The organism is Pseudomonas sp. Fl5BN2 (genome assembly GCF_009908205.1).
In the GTDB taxonomy this organism is placed as follows: domain Bacteria; phylum Pseudomonadota; class Gammaproteobacteria; order Pseudomonadales; family Pseudomonadaceae; genus Aquipseudomonas.
The window spans coordinates 144186-162879 of the sequence record NZ_JAAARL010000011.1 but is presented as its reverse complement, the minus strand read 5'-3'; the positions used below and the strand labels follow the sequence as shown (position 1 = coordinate 162879).

At 65.5% G+C, this 18694-nt stretch carries 15 protein-coding genes; 9 read left to right on the top strand and 6 right to left on the bottom strand.

Going from position 1 to position 18694, the window contains the following annotated elements; genetic code table 11:
• Window positions 1-20: 20 nt before the first annotated feature.
• Window positions 21-344 (top strand): isochorismate lyase, encoded by a 324-nt coding sequence (locus GV819_RS17320; RefSeq protein WP_161757266.1) that lies wholly within the window; start codon window positions 21-23, stop codon window positions 342-344.
• Entirely contained in the window at window positions 337-1761 is a 1425-nt protein-coding gene (locus GV819_RS17315; RefSeq protein ID WP_161757265.1) for an isochorismate synthase, read from the top strand. The genes GV819_RS17320 and GV819_RS17315 overlap by 8 nt, the downstream gene beginning before the upstream one ends.
• 113 nt (window positions 1762-1874) lie before the next feature.
• Here the strand turns inward: GV819_RS17315 and GV819_RS17310 are convergent, their stop codons facing one another.
• From GV819_RS17310 to GV819_RS17295, 4 genes are all read right to left on the bottom strand, one after another.
• Entirely contained in the window at window positions 1875-2816 is a 942-nt protein-coding gene (locus tag GV819_RS17310; RefSeq protein WP_161757264.1) for an alpha/beta hydrolase, read from the bottom strand.
• A 169-nt stretch (window positions 2817-2985) separates the two neighbouring features.
• On the bottom strand, window positions 2986-5391 hold the full coding sequence (locus tag GV819_RS17305; protein WP_161757263.1) for a TonB-dependent siderophore receptor: 2406 nt from the start codon (window positions 5389-5391) through the stop codon (window positions 2986-2988).
• Window positions 5392-5507: 116 nt separating this feature from the next.
• Window positions 5508-6485 (bottom strand): DUF4880 domain-containing protein, encoded by a 978-nt coding sequence (locus GV819_RS17300; RefSeq protein ID WP_161757262.1) that lies wholly within the window; start codon window positions 6483-6485, stop codon window positions 5508-5510.
• Complete coding sequence (locus GV819_RS17295) at window positions 6482-6991, bottom strand: sigma-70 family RNA polymerase sigma factor (RefSeq protein ID WP_161757261.1); 510 nt, start codon at window positions 6989-6991, stop codon at window positions 6482-6484. The genes GV819_RS17300 and GV819_RS17295 overlap by 4 nt, the downstream gene beginning before the upstream one ends.
• A 190-nt stretch (window positions 6992-7181) precedes the next feature.
• Here GV819_RS17295 and GV819_RS17290 point away from each other — a divergent pair, with 190 nt between their 5' ends.
• Together GV819_RS17290 and GV819_RS17285 are read left to right on the top strand one after the other, a co-directional pair.
• Entirely contained in the window at window positions 7182-8144 is a 963-nt protein-coding gene (locus GV819_RS17290) for a bifunctional helix-turn-helix transcriptional regulator/GNAT family N-acetyltransferase (RefSeq protein ID WP_161757260.1), read from the top strand.
• Window positions 8145-8303: 159 nt separating this feature from the next.
• Complete coding sequence (locus GV819_RS17285) at window positions 8304-9311, top strand: zinc-dependent alcohol dehydrogenase family protein (protein ID WP_161757259.1); 1008 nt, start codon at window positions 8304-8306, stop codon at window positions 9309-9311.
• Window positions 9312-9397: 86 nt separating this feature from the next.
• Here the strand turns inward: GV819_RS17285 and mhpT are convergent, their stop codons facing one another.
• Window positions 9398-10609: a 3-(3-hydroxy-phenyl)propionate transporter MhpT gene (gene mhpT / locus GV819_RS17280; RefSeq protein ID WP_161757258.1), complete on the bottom strand. Its 1212-nt coding sequence runs from the start codon at window positions 10607-10609 to the stop codon at window positions 9398-9400.
• Window positions 10610-10941: 332 nt separating this feature from the next.
• Here mhpT and GV819_RS17275 point away from each other — a divergent pair, with 332 nt between their 5' ends.
• Complete coding sequence (locus GV819_RS17275) at window positions 10942-12264, top strand: OprD family porin (RefSeq protein WP_161757257.1); 1323 nt, start codon at window positions 10942-10944, stop codon at window positions 12262-12264.
• 59 nt (window positions 12265-12323) lie between these two features.
• Here GV819_RS17275 and GV819_RS17270 read toward each other — a convergent pair whose 3' ends face one another.
• Window positions 12324-12812: a MarR family winged helix-turn-helix transcriptional regulator gene (locus GV819_RS17270; protein ID WP_161757256.1), complete on the bottom strand. Its 489-nt coding sequence runs from the start codon at window positions 12810-12812 to the stop codon at window positions 12324-12326.
• A gap of 211 nt (window positions 12813-13023) precedes the next feature.
• Between GV819_RS17270 and GV819_RS17265 the strand changes: the two genes are divergently transcribed.
• The 4 genes from GV819_RS17265 to GV819_RS17250 all read left to right on the top strand — a co-directional run bounded on the left by GV819_RS17265 (window position 13024) and on the right by GV819_RS17250 (window position 18685).
• Window positions 13024-13854 carry a p-hydroxycinnamoyl CoA hydratase/lyase gene (locus GV819_RS17265; protein ID WP_046815496.1) on the top strand — a complete coding sequence of 277 codons (831 nt, stop codon included), beginning with the start codon at window positions 13024-13026 and terminating at the stop codon, window positions 13852-13854.
• 104 nt (window positions 13855-13958) lie between these two features.
• Window positions 13959-15407: an aldehyde dehydrogenase gene (locus GV819_RS17260; protein ID WP_161757255.1), complete on the top strand. Its 1449-nt coding sequence runs from the start codon at window positions 13959-13961 to the stop codon at window positions 15405-15407.
• A gap of 156 nt (window positions 15408-15563) precedes the next feature.
• Window positions 15564-17447 (top strand): feruloyl-CoA synthase, encoded by a 1884-nt coding sequence (locus GV819_RS17255; protein WP_368668906.1) that lies wholly within the window; start codon window positions 15564-15566, stop codon window positions 17445-17447.
• Entirely contained in the window at window positions 17444-18685 is a 1242-nt protein-coding gene (locus tag GV819_RS17250; protein ID WP_161757253.1) for a thiolase family protein, read from the top strand. The genes GV819_RS17255 and GV819_RS17250 overlap by 4 nt, the downstream gene beginning before the upstream one ends.
• The last annotated feature ends 9 nt before the right edge of the window (window positions 18686-18694 follow it).

Sequence of the window (18694 nt, the reverse complement as noted above, 5' to 3'; positions counted from 1 at the left end):
TCACTTTGGCAGACACCGACATGAAAACACCTGAGCAGTGCAGCGATCTGCAAGACATCCGCTGCGGTATCGACACCCTGGACGAGCAGATCATCCAGGCCCTTGGCCAGCGCCTGGCCTATGTCAAGGCGGCGGCGCAGTTCAAACCCACAGAGCAAAGTATCGCCGCCCCGGAGCGGGTCAGCGCGATGCTTCCCCTGCGCCATCAATGGGCCGAACAGGCAGGCTTGGACCCGCTGTTCGTGGTGCCGTTGTTCGCCCAGATCATCCACTGGAACATTGCCCAGCAAGTGCGCCACTGGCGCGCCCGGCACGGCCTGGAGCAAGGAGCACAGCATGAATGAGTCCTGTCTGTCCGGGCTGACCCGGGCCCTGCGTGAAGGCGAGGCCCGAGCCCGCGGTGATGGCCGCGCGGTGCTGGTGGTATTCAGCCTGGCCGCCGAGCGCCTGGACCCGCTGCGGCTGTTCTGCGCCAACCGCCAGGTGTTCGGCCAGAGCCTGTTCTGGTCCAGTGAACAGGGGGCCATGAGCCTGGCCGGCTTTGGCTGCACCGAGGAAATCAGCCCGCCGGCCGGCGAACGTTTTGCCGCCAGTACCCAGGCCTGGCGCCAGTTGCTGGAGCAGGCCCATCAGGTGGGACCGCGACCGGCCTACCTGTGTGGTGGCTTCGCTTTCGACCCCCAGGGGCCGCGCAGCGCCCAGTGGCAATCCTTCGCCGCCACCTCCCTGGTGTTGCCGCGCATCCTGCTGTTGGGCGAAGGCGAGCAGCAGCATTGGCTGTTCAGCGTGTGGGTCGAACCCGGTGCCGACGTCGCCCACTGCGCCGCCAGCCTTGAAGCCGAGTGGAGCTTGCTGCAGACACGCTACGCCCACGCGCCGCGCCAGGAGAGCGTGGCGGGTATTGGCAATGCCACACAGCCCCTGAGCGCCGAGCAATGGCAGGCCATGGTCGCGGCAGCCATTGGCCAGATCAATGCCGGTGAGCTGAGCAAAGTGGTGCTGGCCCGGGAAGTCTGCCTGCAGGCGCCGCGCTGCATTCCCTGTGGCCCCTTGCTGGAGCATCTGCGGGCGGCCTATCCCCAGGCGTTCCTGTTCGCCTTCAGTCGCGGTGACAGCTGTTTCCTCGGCGCCACACCCGAGCGCCTGGTGCGGGTGGCCCGGGGCACCCTGAGCACCGTGGCTCTGGCCGGCACCTGCGCCCGTGGCCTGTATGAACAACAGGACGCGGAGCTGGGCCAGGCACTGCTGGACAGTGCCAAGGACCGCCATGAACACGCGCTGGTGGTGCAGACCCTGCGCGAGGCGTTGCAGCCGTATTGCGCGATGCTGGAGATTCCAGCGCAGCCGCAACTGCATCGTCTGGCCCACGTCCAGCACCTGCTGACCCCGGTGCTGGGGCGCCTGCGGCCCCAGGTCGACCTGCTGCAAGTGGTGGACGCCCTGCACCCGACCCCGGCGGTGGGCGGCCTGCCGCGAGGCAGGGCCATGGGCTATATCCGCGAACACGAACACCTGGATCGCGGCTGGTACGCGGCCCCGGTGGGCTGGCTGAACGCCGAGGGCGATGGCGAGTTTGCCGTGGCCCTGCGCTCGGCACTGATCCGTGGCAACCAGGCACACCTGTTCGCCGGCTGCGGCATCGTCGGCGAGTCGGACCCCGAGAGCGAGTACCAGGAGACCTGCCTGAAGTTGCGCACCATCGGCGAAGCCCTGCGCCCGCAACCGGACAGCACCTACGAGAAACGCGGCCTCTCCCTGTAGGAGCCGGCTTGCCGGCGAACCGCGCAGCGGCCAGTGGGCACGGTTCATGGCGAGGGAATGCGGCGATCTTGCGGGCCTCTTCGCTGGCAAGCCAGCTCCTACACAAGCCCGCTTCAGCTGGTGGGGATGGCGTTGGGTGTCGGGCCGGCGAGGTTGTGGCCGGGCTTGGCCCGCAGCAGGGCATTGATCGCCTGGCCATAGCCCTTGCCTGCCAGGCTCATGCTGTTGTTGTGGGTGCCACCAGGCACCAGCAGCAGTTTCTTCGGCTCTTCGGCCGCGGCGAACAGTGCCTTGCTCAGGCGTGGCGGTACGTAGTCGTCCTTCAAGCCATGCACCACCAGCAATGGCATGCCGATCTCGCGGATCTTGTCGATGGAGTCGAATTTCTGCGACATCACCCAGCGCACCGGCAGTGAGGTCTTGGTCACTGCTGCCGCAGCGTCCGCCAGGGTGGTGAAGGTGGACTCGACAATCAGCCCGCGGGCGGCGACCGGCGTATGGTCGCTGACGGCCTGGCGACCCAGTTCGGCGGCCAGGTCGATGGCCACCGCGCCGCCCAGCGAGTGGCCGTAGATCAGTCGCTTGCCGGCGTCGGGTTGCAGCACCTTGAACCGCTCCCAGGCAATTCGCGCATCCTCGTAGACGCTGGTTTCGGAGGGCAGGTCGCCGTGGCTCTGGCCAAAACCGCGGTAGTCGATGGCCAGCACCGAATAGCCCAGGGCATGCAGTTGCTCGATGCGAAACAGCTGGCCGGTGAGGTTCCAGCGCACCCCGTGCAGGTAGAGGATCGCCGGGGCATCGGCGCGTTGCGCCGGCCACCACCAGGCGTGGATGTTCTGCCCGGCCTTGAAGCTTTTCGGCTTGAGTTCCAACTCCTGCACCGTGCTCGGCAGGCCGCGATACCAGCCGGCGGTGCCGGGCTCGATGCGAAACACCAGCTTGCGTTCCTGGTGCTGGAGCACCGCGCAGCTAGCCGGCAGACCGACGATCAGCGCGGCCATGCACAGCAAGGGGAACCAGCGACGGCGCAGGCGCTGGAACAGGGTTGGGGACATGGAAGGCTTCACCACACAACAGTCGAGAGCGGGTTTTACCAGATGTGCCGCGACCGCCACAGGAATTTCGGCGCAACGGTCGGCGGCAAGGGTTAGCAAATGCTACGGGGGAGGGCGGCAAGCACCGTGGCCAGCCGCTGCCGGGGCGGGCCACGACGAGGTCGGGGTTTTAGAAGTCCCAGCGGGTGGTGACCATGACGTTGCGCGGGTCGCCATAGTAGGCCGAGGTGTAGAAGCCGATATTGGTGTAGTACACCTTGTCGAACAGGTTGTTGACGTTGAGGGTCGCCGACAGGTGTTCGCTGAGCTGGTAGCGGGCCATCAGGTCCACCAGCCAGTACGGGTCCTGGGTGAACTCTTCGGAACGCCGCTTGCCGCTGTTGTAGAGCGTCTGCCAGCCAGCGCTCTGCCAGCGTGCGCCGCCGCCGAGGGTGAGTTTGTCCAGGTCGCCCTTGAGCTTGTAGCGGGTGTAGAAGCTGACCTGGTCTTGCGGCTCCCAGGTCGAGACCTTCTGGTTCTCGGCATCGCGGGCGATCTTGTGGGTGTAGCCGGCCTGCAACTGCCAACCGGGGCTGAGTTCGCCGGAGATCTCTGCCTCATAGCCTTTGGTCTTGGTTTCGGTGCCTACATAGGCGCGGTCGTTGCCCGGAATCGAGTTGAACAGCGTGTCTGCCAGCGGCCGGTTTTTTTCATGCACTTCGAAATAGGCGAGGCTGGTATTCAGGCGGCCGTCGAAGAACTCGCCCTTGAGACCCAGCTCATAGTTCTTGCCTTCGTTGGGCTCCAGCATCTTGCCGGTCCGGTCCTCGTATTCGGTATGGGGCTGGAAGATCTCGGTATAGCTGGCATAGGTGGAGAAGTTGTCGTTGAGGTCGTACACCAGGCCGGCATAGGGGATCACCTTGCCGCTTGTCTGGCTGTCACGGGTACCGGTGACCTGGTAGTTGGCGAGCCGGGCGCCGAGCAACAGGTGCAGTTCATCCATCAGGCTGAAGCGCCCGGTGACGTATGAGCCGGTCTGGCGTGTGGTCAGGTCATTGATCTTGGTGGGTTGGTTCCACCGGGGTTCGATGGCTTCACCGTGCCATTGGTAGAAGTCGTAGGTGTTATCGAAAAAGGTGGGTCTGCCGTAATCCTTGCCCTTCCACTTGGCAATGGACAGCGACTGGCCGACCACCAGTTGGTGCTCGCGGCCGAGCCATTCGAAGGGCCCCGAGGCGTAGACATCCAGGCTGTCGGCGGTGGTTTCGCCGGTGTACTTCTGCGCCCAGATCGAACTTTCGGTGGCGCTGTCCTGGGAAATGTAGCCCAGGGGCGAGTCGTAGCCGTTGATCTGATGGTTGTACTGGCCCTTGGTCACCCAGCCGTTGGCAAAGCTGTGTTCGAGGGTGGCGAAGGCGGTGCGGCTGTATTGGGCCCATGAGCTCCATTTCGGGCCGTTGTTGAACGAGCGCGGCAGGTCCAGGCGATTGCCAACGGCATCGTAGACCGTGCGCGAGCCGGTCCAGCTGGAGCCTTTCGGGTCGCTGTCCTGGTAGTCGGCACCCAGGGTCAGCAGGGTGTCTTCGTCCAGGTCGACTTCGAGGATGCCGTAGTACACGCCGGTCTTGCGCGAGTAGTGATCGAGGAAGGACTTCTTGTCCTGATAGGCCGCCACTGCCCGGCCGCGTACGTTGCCGGTTTCGGTCAAGGGTCCGCTGACGTCGATCTGTGTGCGGTAGTTGTCCCAGGTCCCGGCACCCAGTTCGATGTGGCCCTGGAAATCGGCGGTCGGCTTCTTGCGAATCAGGTTGATGGTGCCGCCAGCGCCACCGGCGCCAGTGAGCAGGCCGGTGGCGCCCTTGAGGACTTCGACGCGGTCATAAATGGCCATGTCGGTCAGGGTCTGGCCTGCCGAGTACTGGGTGTCGCGCAGAGTCGGAATGCCATCGTATTGGAAGTTGACGATGGAGAAACCGCGGGAGTAGTAGTTGGTGCGCTCGGAGTCATAGGTCGAGACGGTGATGCCCGGGGTGTGGCGCATCACGTCGTCGATGGCGTTCAGGCCGAAGTCGTCCATCACCTGGCGGGTCACCACCGAGATCGACTGCGGGGTTTCCCGGGGTGTCAGCACCAGGCGGGTGGCGGTGGCGATGGTGCCCGGCGTATAGGAGCCGCTGCCTTCGGTGATGGTGCCCAACTGGTTGGCGCTGACCGTGGTCGCCCCTAGCTCGACCCGTTCGCTGCCGCTGGCCTGGACCACCCGATACCCCGCGCCCTCGGCCAGCGCTTGCAGGCCCAGGGGCGCCAGCAGCTGGTGCAGGCCTTCGCCAATGGCAAAGCGGCCGTTCAGGCCGTTGCTGCGCTTGCCAGCGCTGAGGCTGGCATCGACGGCGATCATGGTCGCGGATTGCTGGCCGAAGGCCCCCAGCACCTGATCCAGGTTGCCCGGGGCGATGGCGTAGTCGCGTTGCTGGCTGTCGGTCACGGCGGCGCGGGCTTCGGCGGCCAGCAGCGGCAGGCTGGCGCTGGCGATCGACAGGCCGATGAGTAGCGAGCGCAGGGCCGCGGCAAGGGGCGTGAGGCGAGTGTGCATAGAGAAAGTCCGTGGGTTGGGAAGGGTTGGCGCTGAGCTGTTTTTCAGCTTCTTCCCTGGTCTTGATGCACGAGATTGAAAAAACTGCCGCCGGCCTGGAAAAAAACCAGAAAAACTCAGGCGGCTTCCACCGAGGCCCAGTAACCCATGACTCGGCGGACACGAATCGGCAGGGTTCGGGCCAGCAAGTCGAGGCTGGCATCCGGCTGGTCCAGGGAGAACGAGCCAGAGACTCGCCACCCGGCGACCTCGCTGGCGCAGCGCAGCAGGCCCGGGCGATAGCGGTCGAGCTCGGCGATCACCTCGCCCAGGGGCTGGCGTTCGGCGATCAGCAGGCCCTGGGTCCAGGCGCTGGCCGAGGCGGGCACTGCTGCCAGGGCGCCGATCCGCTGCTGGCGGATGTCCACTTGCTGGCCCGGGCTCAACGCAGGGCGCTCGGCGCTACTGAGTGAGCCGCTGCCGGCCAGCACCTGCACCCGGGTGCCGTGGTTGCCCGGCAAGCCGACGCTGATGATCAGTTGCGACTGCGGCGCCAGAAGTATTCGCGCATCGGCGGTGACGATCCGCAGCGGCGCGGCGTTGCCCAGGGTCAACAGCAGGCGGCCACTGTTGAGCCGCAGTTGCAGGCCCTGGGGGCTGGCCTGCTGGTCGAGGCTGGTGCGGGTGTCCAGTTGCAGGCTGGCGCCGGTGGCCAGTTGCAGTTGCCGGCGCTCGCCGGTGGCGGTGTGGTAGTCGCTGAACAGCTGCGGCAACAGCCATCGCTCGCGCACGCTCCAACTGCTGGCGGCCACTACGCCGAGGCCGACGATGCCCTTGAGCAGGGTGCGCCGCCCGGGGTGGCTGCGGGCCTGCAGCAGCTGCCGGGCACGGTCCGCGGGCAGGCTGCGGGTGCTGTCGCGCAGGTTCTGGCCGATGCCGGCCAGGCGCTGCCAGGCCAGTTCATGCTGCGGGTCGGCTCGCCGCCAGGCCAGGCAGGCGGCCTGCTGCTCGGGGTTGCTGATGCCCGATTGCAGCAGCACCAGCCACTCCAGGGCCTGGTCCAGCACCCGCTGGTCCACGGCGCCCTGATCGTCCACCGGCTGAAAGGCGTTCATCCCGGGTACACCGCCGCGTAGCAATGACGGTAGGCCTTGAGCATGGCTTTCTGCACCACGTTGACCGAGAGCTGCAGGCGCTCGGCAATCTGCGGGTAAGTCAGGCCTTCGAGCTGGGACAGCAAAAACACCTCGTGCACCCGTGCGCCGAGGCCGTCCAGTACCTGGCCCACGGCGTCCAGGGCTTCGAGCACTAGCAGGCGGGTTTCCGGCGAGGGTTGGTGCTGTGGCTCCAACTGCGCCAGGGATTCCAGGTACGCCCGCTCCAGGGCCTGACGGCGGAAATACTGCCCGCACAGGCGGCTGGCCACGGTATTGAGGTAGGCCCGGGGTTCGCGCAGCTGCGGCAATTGTTCGCTGCGCAGGATGCGCAGGAAAGTGTCCTGCGCCAGGTCCATGGCCTGGTCCTGGTTGCCGAGCTTGCGCCGCAGCAGTTGCACCACCCAGTTGTGATGCTGGGCGTAGAGCTCGCCTACGGCGTGCTGTAGCGAAGAGTTGGGCACCATCGATGAGGGTTCCGGAGACGAGGTGGGCGAGAAAACGTTTATGGTAATGCTTCTCATTAGTGAGTGCTTGGGTTTTTATCGCTGCCGGTCAGGGCTTGCACTTCCCGCAGGTCAGGGCCTGAGCGCATCGGGCTTGTCGGTTAAATGGTTGTAAGCTACAACTAAATACCCACTGTGCGAGGTCACCCCGATGTCGAACCCATTCGTTGGCCTTGTTCCACAGTTGCGCCAGGCTTCGCGGCAGATGGTCCGTGAGCTGGGCTTCCTGCAGAACACCCTGGCCGCCACCGACTACCCGCCCTCAGCGGTGCATGCGCTGCTGGAGATCGGCCAGGGCAATGCCTTGACCGCCAGCGATCTGGTGCTGCTGCTGGGGCTGGAAAAATCCAGCGTCAGCCGTCTGGTGCGCAAACTGGTGAAGGCCGGCGAGATCAGCGAACAGGCCGATGCGCAGGATGCCCGCTCGAAGCGCCTGCAACTCACCGCCCAGGGGGCCCAGACCCTGGGCGGCATCGACCGTTTCGCCCAGGCCCAGGTGGCCGCGGCCCTGGCGCAGCTGAGCGGGCAACAGCAGCGGGGTGCCGCGACGGGCATCGCCGACTACGCCCGGGCACTGCGTGCCGTGCGCCTGGGCGAGGTGCTCGAACCGCCCAAGCCGCCCGAGTGCTGGTCCATCGCCTGTGGCTACCGGCCCGGAGTGATTGGCCGTATTGCCGAGATGCACGCCAGCTACTACGCCGCCCGGGCCGGTTTCGGGCAGCCCTTCGAGAGCCTGGTGGCCGCGGACATGGCTGAGCTGATGGGGCGTTTGCACAACCCGCGCAACCAGGTCTGGGTGGCGCTGCGGGGCGAGCGGATTGTCGGCTCCATCGCTATTGATGGGGAGGGCGCGGGCGGCGAGGCGATCCTGCGTTGCTTCATCCTCGATGATTCGGCGCGCGGTCAGGGGTTGGGCCGGCGGCTGCTGGTCGAGGCCCTGGACTTCTGTGACCAGTGGGGTTTTGCGGCCACCCGCTTGTGGACGTTCAAGGGCCTGGATGCGGCGCGCACGCTGTATGAGCAACACGGCTTTGAGCGGGTGCAGGAGCAACCGGGCGAGCAGTGGGGCGTGGCGGTGACCGAACAGTGTTTTGTGCGGGCCGGCGCAGCTTGATCGTGGCGGCTGGCCGGGGGCTTGCTTGAACTCACGGGTTGGCGCCCCGGCGGCAGCGGCAACAGAGAGTCGGCATCGGTGTTAGGGTGAGCCCCCTGGTAGGGTCGGCGCTCTGGGCGGCGGCCCGAAGAAGATTTTTGAACCCTGGAGAAGCATCCCATGCAAGCCATCAAGCTCAGCCTTCCGGCATCCCTGGACAACCTCAACGCGGTGACGCTGGCGGACCCTGGCCAGCCCGGCGCCGGGCAGATCCGTGTGCGCATCCATGCCTGCTCCCTGAACTTCCACGACTACGCGGTGGTGACCGGCGCGCTGCCGACCGCCGACGGGCGGATTCCCATGGCCGACGGTGCCGGGGTGGTGGAAGCGGTGGGCGAGGGCGTCAGCGAGTTCAAGGTCGGCGATGCCGTGGTGTCCTGCTTCTTCCCCCATTGGCACGATGGCGCCCCGGCGATTGCCGATTTCAGCACCACCCCAGGTGATGGGGTCGACGGTTACGCCCGTGAAGTGGTGATCCAGCCCAGCCACTGGTTCACCCATGCGCCCAAGGGCTACAGCCATGCCGAAGCGGCGACCCTGACCACCGCCGGCCTGACCGCCTGGCGCGCACTGGTGGTGGACGGCGCGCTCAAGGCCGGGGAAACCGTGCTGGTGCTGGGCACCGGTGGGGTGTCGATGTTCGCCCTGCAACTGGCCAAGGCCATGGGCGCCACGGTGATTGCCACGTCCTCATCGGACGCCAAACTGGCCAAGGTCCGCGAGCTGGGGGCCGACCACACCATCAATTACCGCACCCACCCGGAGTGGGGCGCTGAAGTGCTCAAGCTGACCGGCGGCCGCGGCGTCGATCATGTGGTGGAAGTCGGTGGCCCAGGCACCTTGCCGCAGTCCATCAATGCCTGCCGCATCGGCGGGCATATCGCCCTGATCGGCGTGCTCACCGGCTGGGCCGGACCGGTGCCGACGGCAGCGCTGATGGCCAAGCAACAGCGTCTGCAGGGTCTGATTGTCGGCAGCCGCCAGCAGCAGATCGAGATGGTCCGGGGCCTGGAAGCCACCGGTATCAAACCGATCATCGACAGCACTTTCGCCCTGGCGGATATCGCCAAGGCCTTCGCCCATGAAGCCTCGGGTGCACACCTGGGAAAAATCTGCCTGAGCCTCTGAGGCGTTGACCGCGGCAACGCCCGGGTGGGGCCGGGGGTTGCCGCAGCCCCAGGCAAGGTCGCGCGAGCCGGCGTTGCCGCCCCGGCTCAATGCGCCGGTTTGAGTTGCGCAGCAGCGTCGGCGCGGGCGATGACGGTGAGGATCGACAGCGCGGCGATGACCAGGCCAGGGGAGGTGGCCAGCAGGACGCCAGCGGTGCCGGCGCCGGCGGCGAGGATCTGCCCGGCGGCCAGGGGGCCGGCAACCGAGCCCAGGCGGCCGATGGCCACAGCTGCGCCAACGCCGGTGGCACGCACCGCGGTCGGGTAGGAGGGCGGTGCCAGGGCGTAGAGCACCAATTGTGCGGCCATCACGAACAGCCCCGCAGCAAACCCGGCCACGGCCATAGGCACAATGCCCACCGACAACCCAACCCCGGCCAGCGCCGCCAGCAACCCGGCGTACACAAACAGCACCACCTTGAGCCCGTTGCAGCGGTCCAGCAGCAGGCCGCCGAGCAACGAACCGAGGGCGCCGCCGATGTTGAACAGCATCTGCACCAGCCCCGCCTGGGGTTTGCTGAAGCCTTGTTCGAGCAGCAGCGACGGCAGCCAGTTGAGCAGCATGTACATCACGGTCAGGGTGAAGAAGTAACTCAGCCACAAGGCCAGGGTGGTGCGTGCGCGACCTTCGCCGAACAGCGCCTGGGCCGTGGAAGCTCGGCTGTGGCTGGCACTGGCGGTGTGTTGGCGAAAGGCACTGGATTCCGGCAGCAACCAGGCCATCAGCGGTACCACCAGCAACGGCGCCAGGCCGCCGATGATGAAGGTGGTCTGCCAATGTTCACTGGAGAACATCGCCACCACGGCCGCCAGCGCGCCGCCCAGGGGCACGCCGCAATACATGATGCTGATGGCCGTGCCACGGCGACGCTCGCTCACCGCTTCGGCGCACAGGGCGATCAGGTTGGGCAGCGCCGCGCCAAGGCCGAGGCCGGTCATGAAGCGCACCAGCAGCAGGCTCGAATAGCCCTCGACATACGCCGTGCACAGCGAGAACAGGCCGAACAGCAGCACCGCGCCGAGCAGAATTTTCTTGCGCCCGATACGGTCGGCGACCCAGCCGCCGAAGAACGCCCCGGGCAGCAGGCCGATGATCCCGGCGCTGAACACCCAACCCATCATCTTCGGGTCCAGGGCAAAGCTCTGGCGCAACCCGGCGGCGGCGGTGCCGGCCGCTTGCAGATCGAACCCCTCGATCAGCGCAACGATAAAGCACAAAGCAATGGTCAGCGTCGAGCGACGCGATGGACTGTCCATGGGCAAACCTCATTGTTGTTTTTGTTGTGGTGGCAAGTCAGGCGTCGACACGGAATGCGCCGGAGTCGCTGGCTGACAATTAAGATAACAAAGATAACTAAAAAATGAATAGCGCCTTAACTCCATCCAAAAAATTAATATAAACCTATATTAATCAGATGGTTAACCTATCAATCCAAATGCAACTAAAAAATAGATAATATTATTAATGTTCGATTATCGGTCATTTGCGGTTGACGGAAGGCTTTGGCTGTTTCCATTCTCTGTCCGCGACGTCGGCTGCAAGGCCCTCGCTCGACACCTAAAACAACAACAAAAAATGGACATCGAACATGCCAGATCTCCCATCCAACGCCGTTGCGGCTGCGTCAGCTTCCTGTGCGTCCAGTCTTCATTCGGGCCTGGCCCTGGCCTTGCTGGGCTTGAGCGTGTTGCCCGGCCAACTCTGGGCGGCGGGTTTTATCGACGACAGCCACGGCACCCTGACCCTGCGCAACTACTACATGAATCGCGACTACCAGGACGACGGGGCGAAGACGGCCGCACGGGAATGGGCCCAGGGTTTCATCATGAACGTGGAGTCGGGCTTCACCGCGGGCACCGTCGGCTTTGGCCTGGATGTGCGCGGGCTGCTGGGGGTCAAGCTCGACTCCTCGCCGGACCGCAGCGGCACCGAGCTGCTGCCGGTGTCGGCCAGCGACAAGCGCGCCGCGGATCAATACTCGCGGCTGGCACCCACCGCCAAACTGCGGTTGGCCCAGACCACGGTGAAGACCGGCGATGTTTCGATCTTCCTGCCGTTCGCCTTTGCCAGTCCGTCGCGCCTGCTGCCGCAGACGTTTCGCGGCACCACCCTGAGCTCCAAGGACATCGACGGCCTGACCCTCAACACCGGCTATATCGACCGCATCAACAAGCGCGACTCCAGCGACTACCAGGCCATGACCATTGCCTCGCCCAACCGGCGTTTCAATGCCACTGCCAGCACTTCGCACCTGGCGTACCTGGGGGGCGATTACCAGGTCAACAAGGACCTCAGCCTGCGGGCCTATCACGCGCAAGTGGCTGACCTCTACCAGCAGGACACCCTGGCCCTGCTGCACAACCTGCCCTTGGGCGATGGTGTGCTGAGCAGCGATCTGCGCAGCTTTTTCAGCCGTGAAGACGGCAGTGCCAAGGCCGGCAAGGTCGACAACCGCAACCTCTCGGCGCTGTTTGGCTACAAGTTCGGCGGGCACCGGGTCAGCCTGGGCTACATGCACGCCAGCGGCGACACGGCCACGCCCTACATCTCCGGCACCGAGTTGATGGGCATGAGCGAGCTGACCATGAGTTCGGACTTTCTCAACGCCAAGGAGCGCACCTGGCAGGCCATCTACGACTATGACTTTGCGGCATCCGGGGTGCCCGGGCTCAAGAGTCGCCTGCGCTATGTGCGCGGCGACCATATCGAACTGGCGGCCTTCAATGCCCAGGACCGCAAGGAGCGCGAGTTCCAGATGGAGTTGGGCTATGTGATCCAGAGTGGCCCACTGAAGGATGTCGGGCTGATTGCGCGCAAGTCGATCTACCGCAATGACTTCCCCACTGGCGCGGCGTTTCGCGATGAAAACCAGACCCGTTTCCTGGTGGTCTACAGCGTGCCGATCTGGTGATCCTGCGAGTGCGTTGAAACCGGCGCCGGCCGTTCCCTGGGAGCGGCCGGCGTCTTGCGTCAGGCCTGGTAGACCTTCTTCAGCAGCCGCAGCAGCTGTTCGCGCTCCTCGGTGTCGAGGGCTGAGGTGGCGTCGAGGTCACTTTGCGCGGCGATTTGCTTGAGTTCCTTGAGCAGGGCCTCACCGGTCTTGCTGAGGAATATCCCATAGGAGCGCTTGTCCGGTTTGCAGCGCACACGGACCGCCAGCGCCCGCTCTTCCAGTTTATTCAGCAGGGGCACCACTTGCGGCGGCTCGATAGCCAGGGCCCTGGCCAGGTCGGCCTGCATCAGCCCGGGGTTCTGTTCGATGATCGCCAGCGCCGAGAATTGCGCCGGGCGCAGGTCATGGGCCGAGAGCCGGCTGATCAGGTTCTGGAACAGTTTCAACTGGGCCCGACGCATGGCGTAGCCGATCAACTCGTCGAGGGCGGAGTCCAGCGGCGCCTGGATTTCGCCGCTGTCGACGGCGGACTCAAGGGCAGCGGCGCTCTTTGAAGGCTTGGCCATTGCAGGGAAATTCCTTGGGCTGGCGGTTAATAAGGCTATCTAGTTTGCCGAGGTTGGGCGGGGATAGCTACGGGAAGTCTCACACCCTGTGGCTTTGGCGAGGTCCTTGATGATAAATAAAATGGTTAATTCTATTAATAGTTAATTGACATAACTAGTTTGCCGGTTTAGTTTTTACCCATCGTCAAGCCAAGAACAAGAGAGCATCGCCATGAGCAATTACGAAGGTCGCTGGACAACGGTCAAGGTCGAAATCGAAGAGGGCATCGCCTGGGTCATTCTCAATCGCCCGGAAAAACGCAACGCCATGAGCCCGACCCTGAACCGGGAAATGATCGACGTGCTGGAAACCCTGGAGCAGGACCCGGCCGCCGGCGTGCTGGTGCTGACCGGTGCCGGTGAAGCCTGGACCGCCGGCATGGACCTCAAGGAGTACTTTCGCGAAGTGGACGCCGGCCCGGAGATCCTCCAGGAAAAAATCCGCCGCGAAGCCTCGCAATGGCAATGGAAACTGCTGCGCATGTACGCCAAGCCGACCATCGCCATGGTCAACGGCTGGTGCTTCGGTGGCGGCTTCAGCCCGCTGGTGGCGTGCGACCTGGCGATCTGCGCCGACGAAGCGACCTTCGGTCTCTCGGAAATCAACTGGGGCATCCCGCCGGGCAACCTGGTGAGCAAGGCCATGGCCGACACCGTGGGGCATCGCCAGTCGCTGTACTACATCATGACCGGCAAGACTTTCGGTGGGCAGAAAGCCGCCGAGATGGGCCTGGTCAACGAGAGTGTGCCGCTGGCGCAACTGCGTGAAGTGACCGTCGAGTTGGCGCGCAACCTGCTGGAGAAAAACCCGGTGGTGCTGCGTGCCGCCAAGCATGGTTTCAAGCGTTGCCGCGAGCTGACCTGGGAGCAGAACGAAGACTACCTGTACGCCAAGCTCGACCAGTCGCGCCTGCTGGACACCGAAGGCGGCCGCGAGCAGGGCATGAAACAGTTCCTCGACGACAAGAGCATCAAGCCCGGCCTGCAGGCGTATAAACGCTGAGCCCGGCTGGCGAACAGCGGGCGCATCCCGCTGTTCGCTGCGCCATGGCATTACTGTTACACCGCTGCGCTGCATTCCCGATAACGACAACAAGAGGAATCACCATGCTGGACGTGCCCCTGCTGATTGGTGGCCAGTCGCGCCCCGCCGGCGACGGTCGAACCTTCGAACGCCGTAACCCGGTGACCGGCGCGGTGGTGTCGCGCGTGGCCGCCGCGACCCTGGAAGATGCCGATGCCGCCGTGGCCGCGGCCCAGGCGGCATTCCCCACCTGGGCGGCCCTGGCCCCCAACGAACGCCGCAGCCGTTTGCTCCAGGCCGCCGAGCAATTGCTGGCGCGCAGTGGCGAATTCATCGCCGCCGCTGGCGAGACCGGGGCCATGGCCAACTGGTACGCCTTCAACGTGCGCCTAGCGGCCAACATGCTGCGTGAAGCAGCGTCGATGACCACCCAGATCAACGGCGAAGTCATCCCCTCGGATGTCCCCGGCAGTTTCGCCATGGCCCTGCGCCAACCCTGCGGCGTGGTGCTGGGCATCGCCCCGTGGAACGCCCCGGTGATTCTCGCCACCCGTGCCATCGCCATGCCCCTGGCCTGCGGCAACACCGTGGTGCTCAAGGCCTCCGAGCTGAGCCCGGCGGTGCACCGCCTGATCGGCCAGGTGCTGCAAGATGCCGGCCTGGGCGATGGCGTGGTCAACGTCATCAGCAATGCCCCGGCCGATGCCGCGGCCATTGTCGCGCGCCTGATCGCCAACCCGGCGGTGCGCCGGGTCAACTTCACCGGCTCGACCCATGTCGGGCGGATTGTTGGCGAGCTCTCGGCGCGTCACCTCAAGCCGGCCCTGCTGGAGCTGGGTGGCAAGGCGCCGTTGCTGGTGCTGGACGACGCCGACCTGGATGCGGCGGTCGAGGCCGCTGCGTTTGGCGCTTACTTCAATCAGGGGCAGATCTGCATGTCCACCGAGCGCCTGATCGTCGATGCTAAGGTCGCCGACGCCTTTGTTGCCAAGCTGGCGGCCAAGGTCGAGACCCTGCGTGCCGGCGACCCGACGGCCGAAGATTCGGTGCTCGGCTCCCTGGTGGATGCCAGTGCCGGCACGCGCATCCGGGCGCTGATCGACGATGCCCTGGGCCAGGGTGCGCGGCTGGTGGTCGGCGGGCAATTGGACGGCAGCATCCTGCAGCCGACCCTGCTCGACGGTGTCACCGAGTCCATGCGCCTGTACCGTGAGGAATCCTTCGGCCCGGTGGCGGTGCTGCTGCGCGGCAGCGGTGATGAAGAGTTACTGCGTTTGGCCAACGACTCCGAGTTCGGCCTGTCGGCGGCGATTTTCAGCCGCGACACCGGGCGCGCCCTGGCCCTGGCGCAACGGCTCGAGTCGGGTATCTGCCACATCAATGGCCCGACCGTGCACGACGAGGCGCAAATGCCGTTTGGCGGCGTCAGGTCCAGTGGCTATGGCAGTTTTGGTGGCAAGGCGTCGATCGAGCACTTCACCCAGTTGCGCTGGGTGACCTTGCAAAACGGTCCGCGGCACTACCCGATCTGAGGCCCGCTGCAGTCTCGGCGAGCGACTCTGTGAGACTCGCCGCCGGAGGCCGCGGGCAGGCACAACAATAATAAGGCAGCGCATCGGCTGCCACGCTGCGCCCGCTGTCGCCTCTGCACGGCGTGGCACCAGCGTGCCTTGATGGAGAGCAGACACGTGAGTTCCGAATTCAGATCGCCATTCCCGCCTCAAGTGAGCCCGGTGCCTTATCGCCGGGTGTCCATCGGCCACTCGCCGGTTGCGGTCAGCGAAGAGCATGGGGTGTTGCACATGCGTTCCCTGGAGCCCCTGGGCGAGTTGCCGCGGCGCTTGCTGGACCGCCTGCTGCATTGGGCCGCAGTGCGCCCGCAGCAGACCTTCATTGCCGCGCGCCAGGCCGGCGGCGACTGGCGCCGGGTCAGCTATGCACAGATGCTCGACAGCGTGCGGGCCATTGCCCAAGGCCTGCTGGGTTATGGCCTGTCTGCCGAAAGGCCTCTGGCCTTGCTCTCCGGCAATGACATCGAACACCTGCAACTGGCCCTCGGCGCGATGTACGCCGGCATTCCCTATTGCCCGGTGTCGCCGGCTTATTCGCTGTTGTCCCAGGACTTCGCCAAGTTGCGTCATGTCTGCGATGTGCTGCAGCCGGGGCTGGTGTATGTCAGCGAGGCGGCGGCCTTCGAGCGGGCGATCAACGCGGTGCTGCCAGCGGACGTGCCGTTGATTACCCTGCGTGGGCAAGTTACCGGCCGCACCCAGGTCAGTTTTGCCAGCCTGCTGCAACAACCCGGTGGCGCCGAGGCCGACGCGGCGTTCGCCGCCACCGGGCCGGACAGCATCGCCAAGTTCCTCTTCACCTCGGGCTCGACCAAGTTGCCCAAGGCGGTGATCACCACCCAGCGCATGCTCTGCGCCAACCAGCAGATGCTGTTGCAGACCTTCCCGGTGTTCGCTGAGGAGCCGCCGGTGCTGGTGGACTGGCTGCCATGGAACCACACGTTTGGTGGCAGCCACAACGTTGGCATCGTGCTCTACAACGGCGGCACCTTTTATCTGGACGACGGCAAGCCGACCGCCCAGGGTTTTGCCGAAACCCTGCGCAACCTCAAGGAAATCTCGCCCACCGCCTACCTGACCGTGCCCAAGGGCTGGGAAGAACTGGTCAGTGCCCTGGAGCAGGACGCCGAGTTGCGCGAGCGCTTTTTTGCCCGCATCAGCCTGTTCTTCTTTGCCGCTGCCGGCCTGTCGCAAAGTGTCTGGGACCGCCTCGATCGGGTGGCTGAACAGCACTGCGGCGAACGCATCCGCATGATGGCCGGCCTGGGCATGACCGAGGCGTCGCCGTCCTGCACCTTCACCACCGGACCGCTGTCCATGGCCGGTTACATCGGCCTGCCGGCGCCGGGCTGCGAAGTGCGCCTGGTGCCGGTGGACGGCAAGCTCGAAGGGCGTTTTCGCGGGCCGCACATCATGCCCGGCTACTGGCGCGCGCCGCAGCAGACCGCCGAGGTCTTCGACGACCAGGGTTTCTACTGCTCGGGTGATGCCTTGAAGCTGGCCGCCCCTGACGACCCACAATTGGGCTTGATGTTCGACGGGCGCATCGCCGAGGACTTCAAGTTGTCATCCGGGGTGTTTGTCAGTGTCGGCCCGCTGCGCAATCGCGCGGTGCTTGAGGGCTCGCCCTATGTGCAGGACCTGGTGGTGGCCGCGCCGGACCGCGAATGCCTGGGGGCCTTGGTGTTTCCACGGCTCTACGAGTGCCGCCGGCTCTCCGCCTTGAACAGCGGCGCCAGTGACGCTGAAGTCCTCGCCAGCAAGCCGGTGCGCCAGTGGTTCGCTGACTGGCTGCAACGCCTCAACCGCGATGCCAGCGGTAATGCCAGCCGCCTGGAGTGGATCGCCTTGCTGGATGAGCCGGCGTCGATCGACCGGGGTGAGATCACCGACAAGGGTTCGATCAATCAGCGCGCGGTGTTGCAGTGGCGCGCTTCGAAAGTCGAAGCGCTGTATCGCGGCCTGGAACCGTCGATCCTGCGGGCCGGGCCACGGCCGTGAACAGCCCGGGACAGTATTCGGCGTTTACCGATGTCGCGATCTTCGAGGCGGTGCGCACGCCTTGGGTTGATCTTGGTGGCGCCCTGGCCCAGGTGTCACCGATTGACCTGGGGATTCAGGTCGGGCGCGAAGTGCTGGCGCGGGCCGCGATTGACCCGCGCCAGGTCGACAGCGTGCTGGCCGGCTCCATGGCCCAGGCCAGCTTCGATGCCTACTTGTTGCCGCGGCATATCGGGCTGTACAGCGGCGTGCCGCAGGCGGTGCCGGCACTGGCGGTACAGCGCATCTGCGCCACTGGTTTCGAGCTGCTGCGCCAAGCCGCCCGGCAGTTGGATGACGGCGTGCAACTGGCGCTGTGCGTGGCGGCGGAATCCATGTCGCGCAACCCGATTGCCGCCTACACCCACCGCGATGGTTTCCGTCTCGGTGCCGGGGTGCAGTTCAAGGACTTTCTCTGGGAGGCCCTGTATGACCCGGCCCCTGGCATCGACATGATCGCCACGGCCGACAACCTGGCCCGGCGCCATGGCTTGAGCCGCGAGGCGCTGGATCGCTATGCCTTCGACAGCCATCGGCTGGCGTTGCAGGCCCAGGCCGAAGGTTGGTATCAGGCGGAATTGGTGACGCTGGTCAACCAAGATTTTGAACTGCCTGGCTACGTGCCGCGCAGCCTGCAATTGCCCCGTGGGGTGGACAGCGTTTCCCGCGATAGCCACCCGCGTCCCAGCGATTTGCTGGCCTTGTCGCGGCTGCGTGCGGTGCATGCCGATGGCGTGCAAACCGCCGGCAACAGCTGCGCGGTGGTCGATGGCGCGGCCGCGGCGCTGGTGGGGCGCGCGTCGGCGGCAACGCGTCCGGTCCTGGCGCATTTGTGTGCCAGTGCGGTGGTCGGTGTGGCGCCGGAGTACATGGGCATCGGCCCGGCCCCGGCGATCCAGCTATTGCTGCAACGCAGTGGCCTGGACCTGCGGGATATCGGCCTGCTGGAAATCAACGAAGCCCAGGCTGCCCAGGTTTTGGCGGTGGCCCAGGTGCTGGAACTGGATATCCAGCGCCTCAATCGCCGCGGCGGTGCCATCGCTCTTGGCCATCCGCTGGCTGCCAGCGGCCTGCGCCTGGTGCTGACCCTGGCGCGGCAACTGCGCGAACAGCAACTGCGCTACGGCATTGTTGCGGCGTGCGTCGGTGGTGGGCAGGGCATGGCGCTGTTGATCGAGAACCAGCACGGGCGCGGTTGAAGTCCTGTT

Coding starts and splice junctions, on each gene's coding strand:
- GV819_RS17290 (WP_161757260.1), top strand. CDS start 7,182: ATGTCGAACCCATTCGTTGGCCTTGTTCCACAGTTGCGCCAGGCTTCG.
- GV819_RS17265 (WP_046815496.1), top strand. CDS start 13,024: ATGAGCAATTACGAAGGTCGCTGGACAACGGTCAAGGTCGAAATCGAA.
- mhpT (WP_161757258.1), bottom strand. CDS start 10,609: ATGGACAGTCCATCGCGTCGCTCGACGCTGACCATTGCTTTGTGCTTT.
- GV819_RS17300 (WP_161757262.1), bottom strand. CDS start 6,485: ATGAACGCCTTTCAGCCGGTGGACGATCAGGGCGCCGTGGACCAGCGG.
- GV819_RS17310 (WP_161757264.1), bottom strand. CDS start 2,816: ATGTCCCCAACCCTGTTCCAGCGCCTGCGCCGTCGCTGGTTCCCCTTG.
- GV819_RS17275 (WP_161757257.1), top strand. CDS start 10,942: ATGCCAGATCTCCCATCCAACGCCGTTGCGGCTGCGTCAGCTTCCTGT.
- GV819_RS17260 (WP_161757255.1), top strand. CDS start 13,959: ATGCTGGACGTGCCCCTGCTGATTGGTGGCCAGTCGCGCCCCGCCGGC.
- GV819_RS17320 (WP_161757266.1), top strand. CDS start 21: ATGAAAACACCTGAGCAGTGCAGCGATCTGCAAGACATCCGCTGCGGT.
- GV819_RS17305 (WP_161757263.1), bottom strand. CDS start 5,391: ATGCACACTCGCCTCACGCCCCTTGCCGCGGCCCTGCGCTCGCTACTC.
- GV819_RS17315 (WP_161757265.1), top strand. CDS start 337: ATGAATGAGTCCTGTCTGTCCGGGCTGACCCGGGCCCTGCGTGAAGGC.
- GV819_RS17270 (WP_161757256.1), bottom strand. CDS start 12,812: ATGGCCAAGCCTTCAAAGAGCGCCGCTGCCCTTGAGTCCGCCGTCGAC.
- GV819_RS17295 (WP_161757261.1), bottom strand. CDS start 6,991: ATGGTGCCCAACTCTTCGCTACAGCACGCCGTAGGCGAGCTCTACGCC.
- GV819_RS17285 (WP_161757259.1), top strand. CDS start 8,304: ATGCAAGCCATCAAGCTCAGCCTTCCGGCATCCCTGGACAACCTCAAC.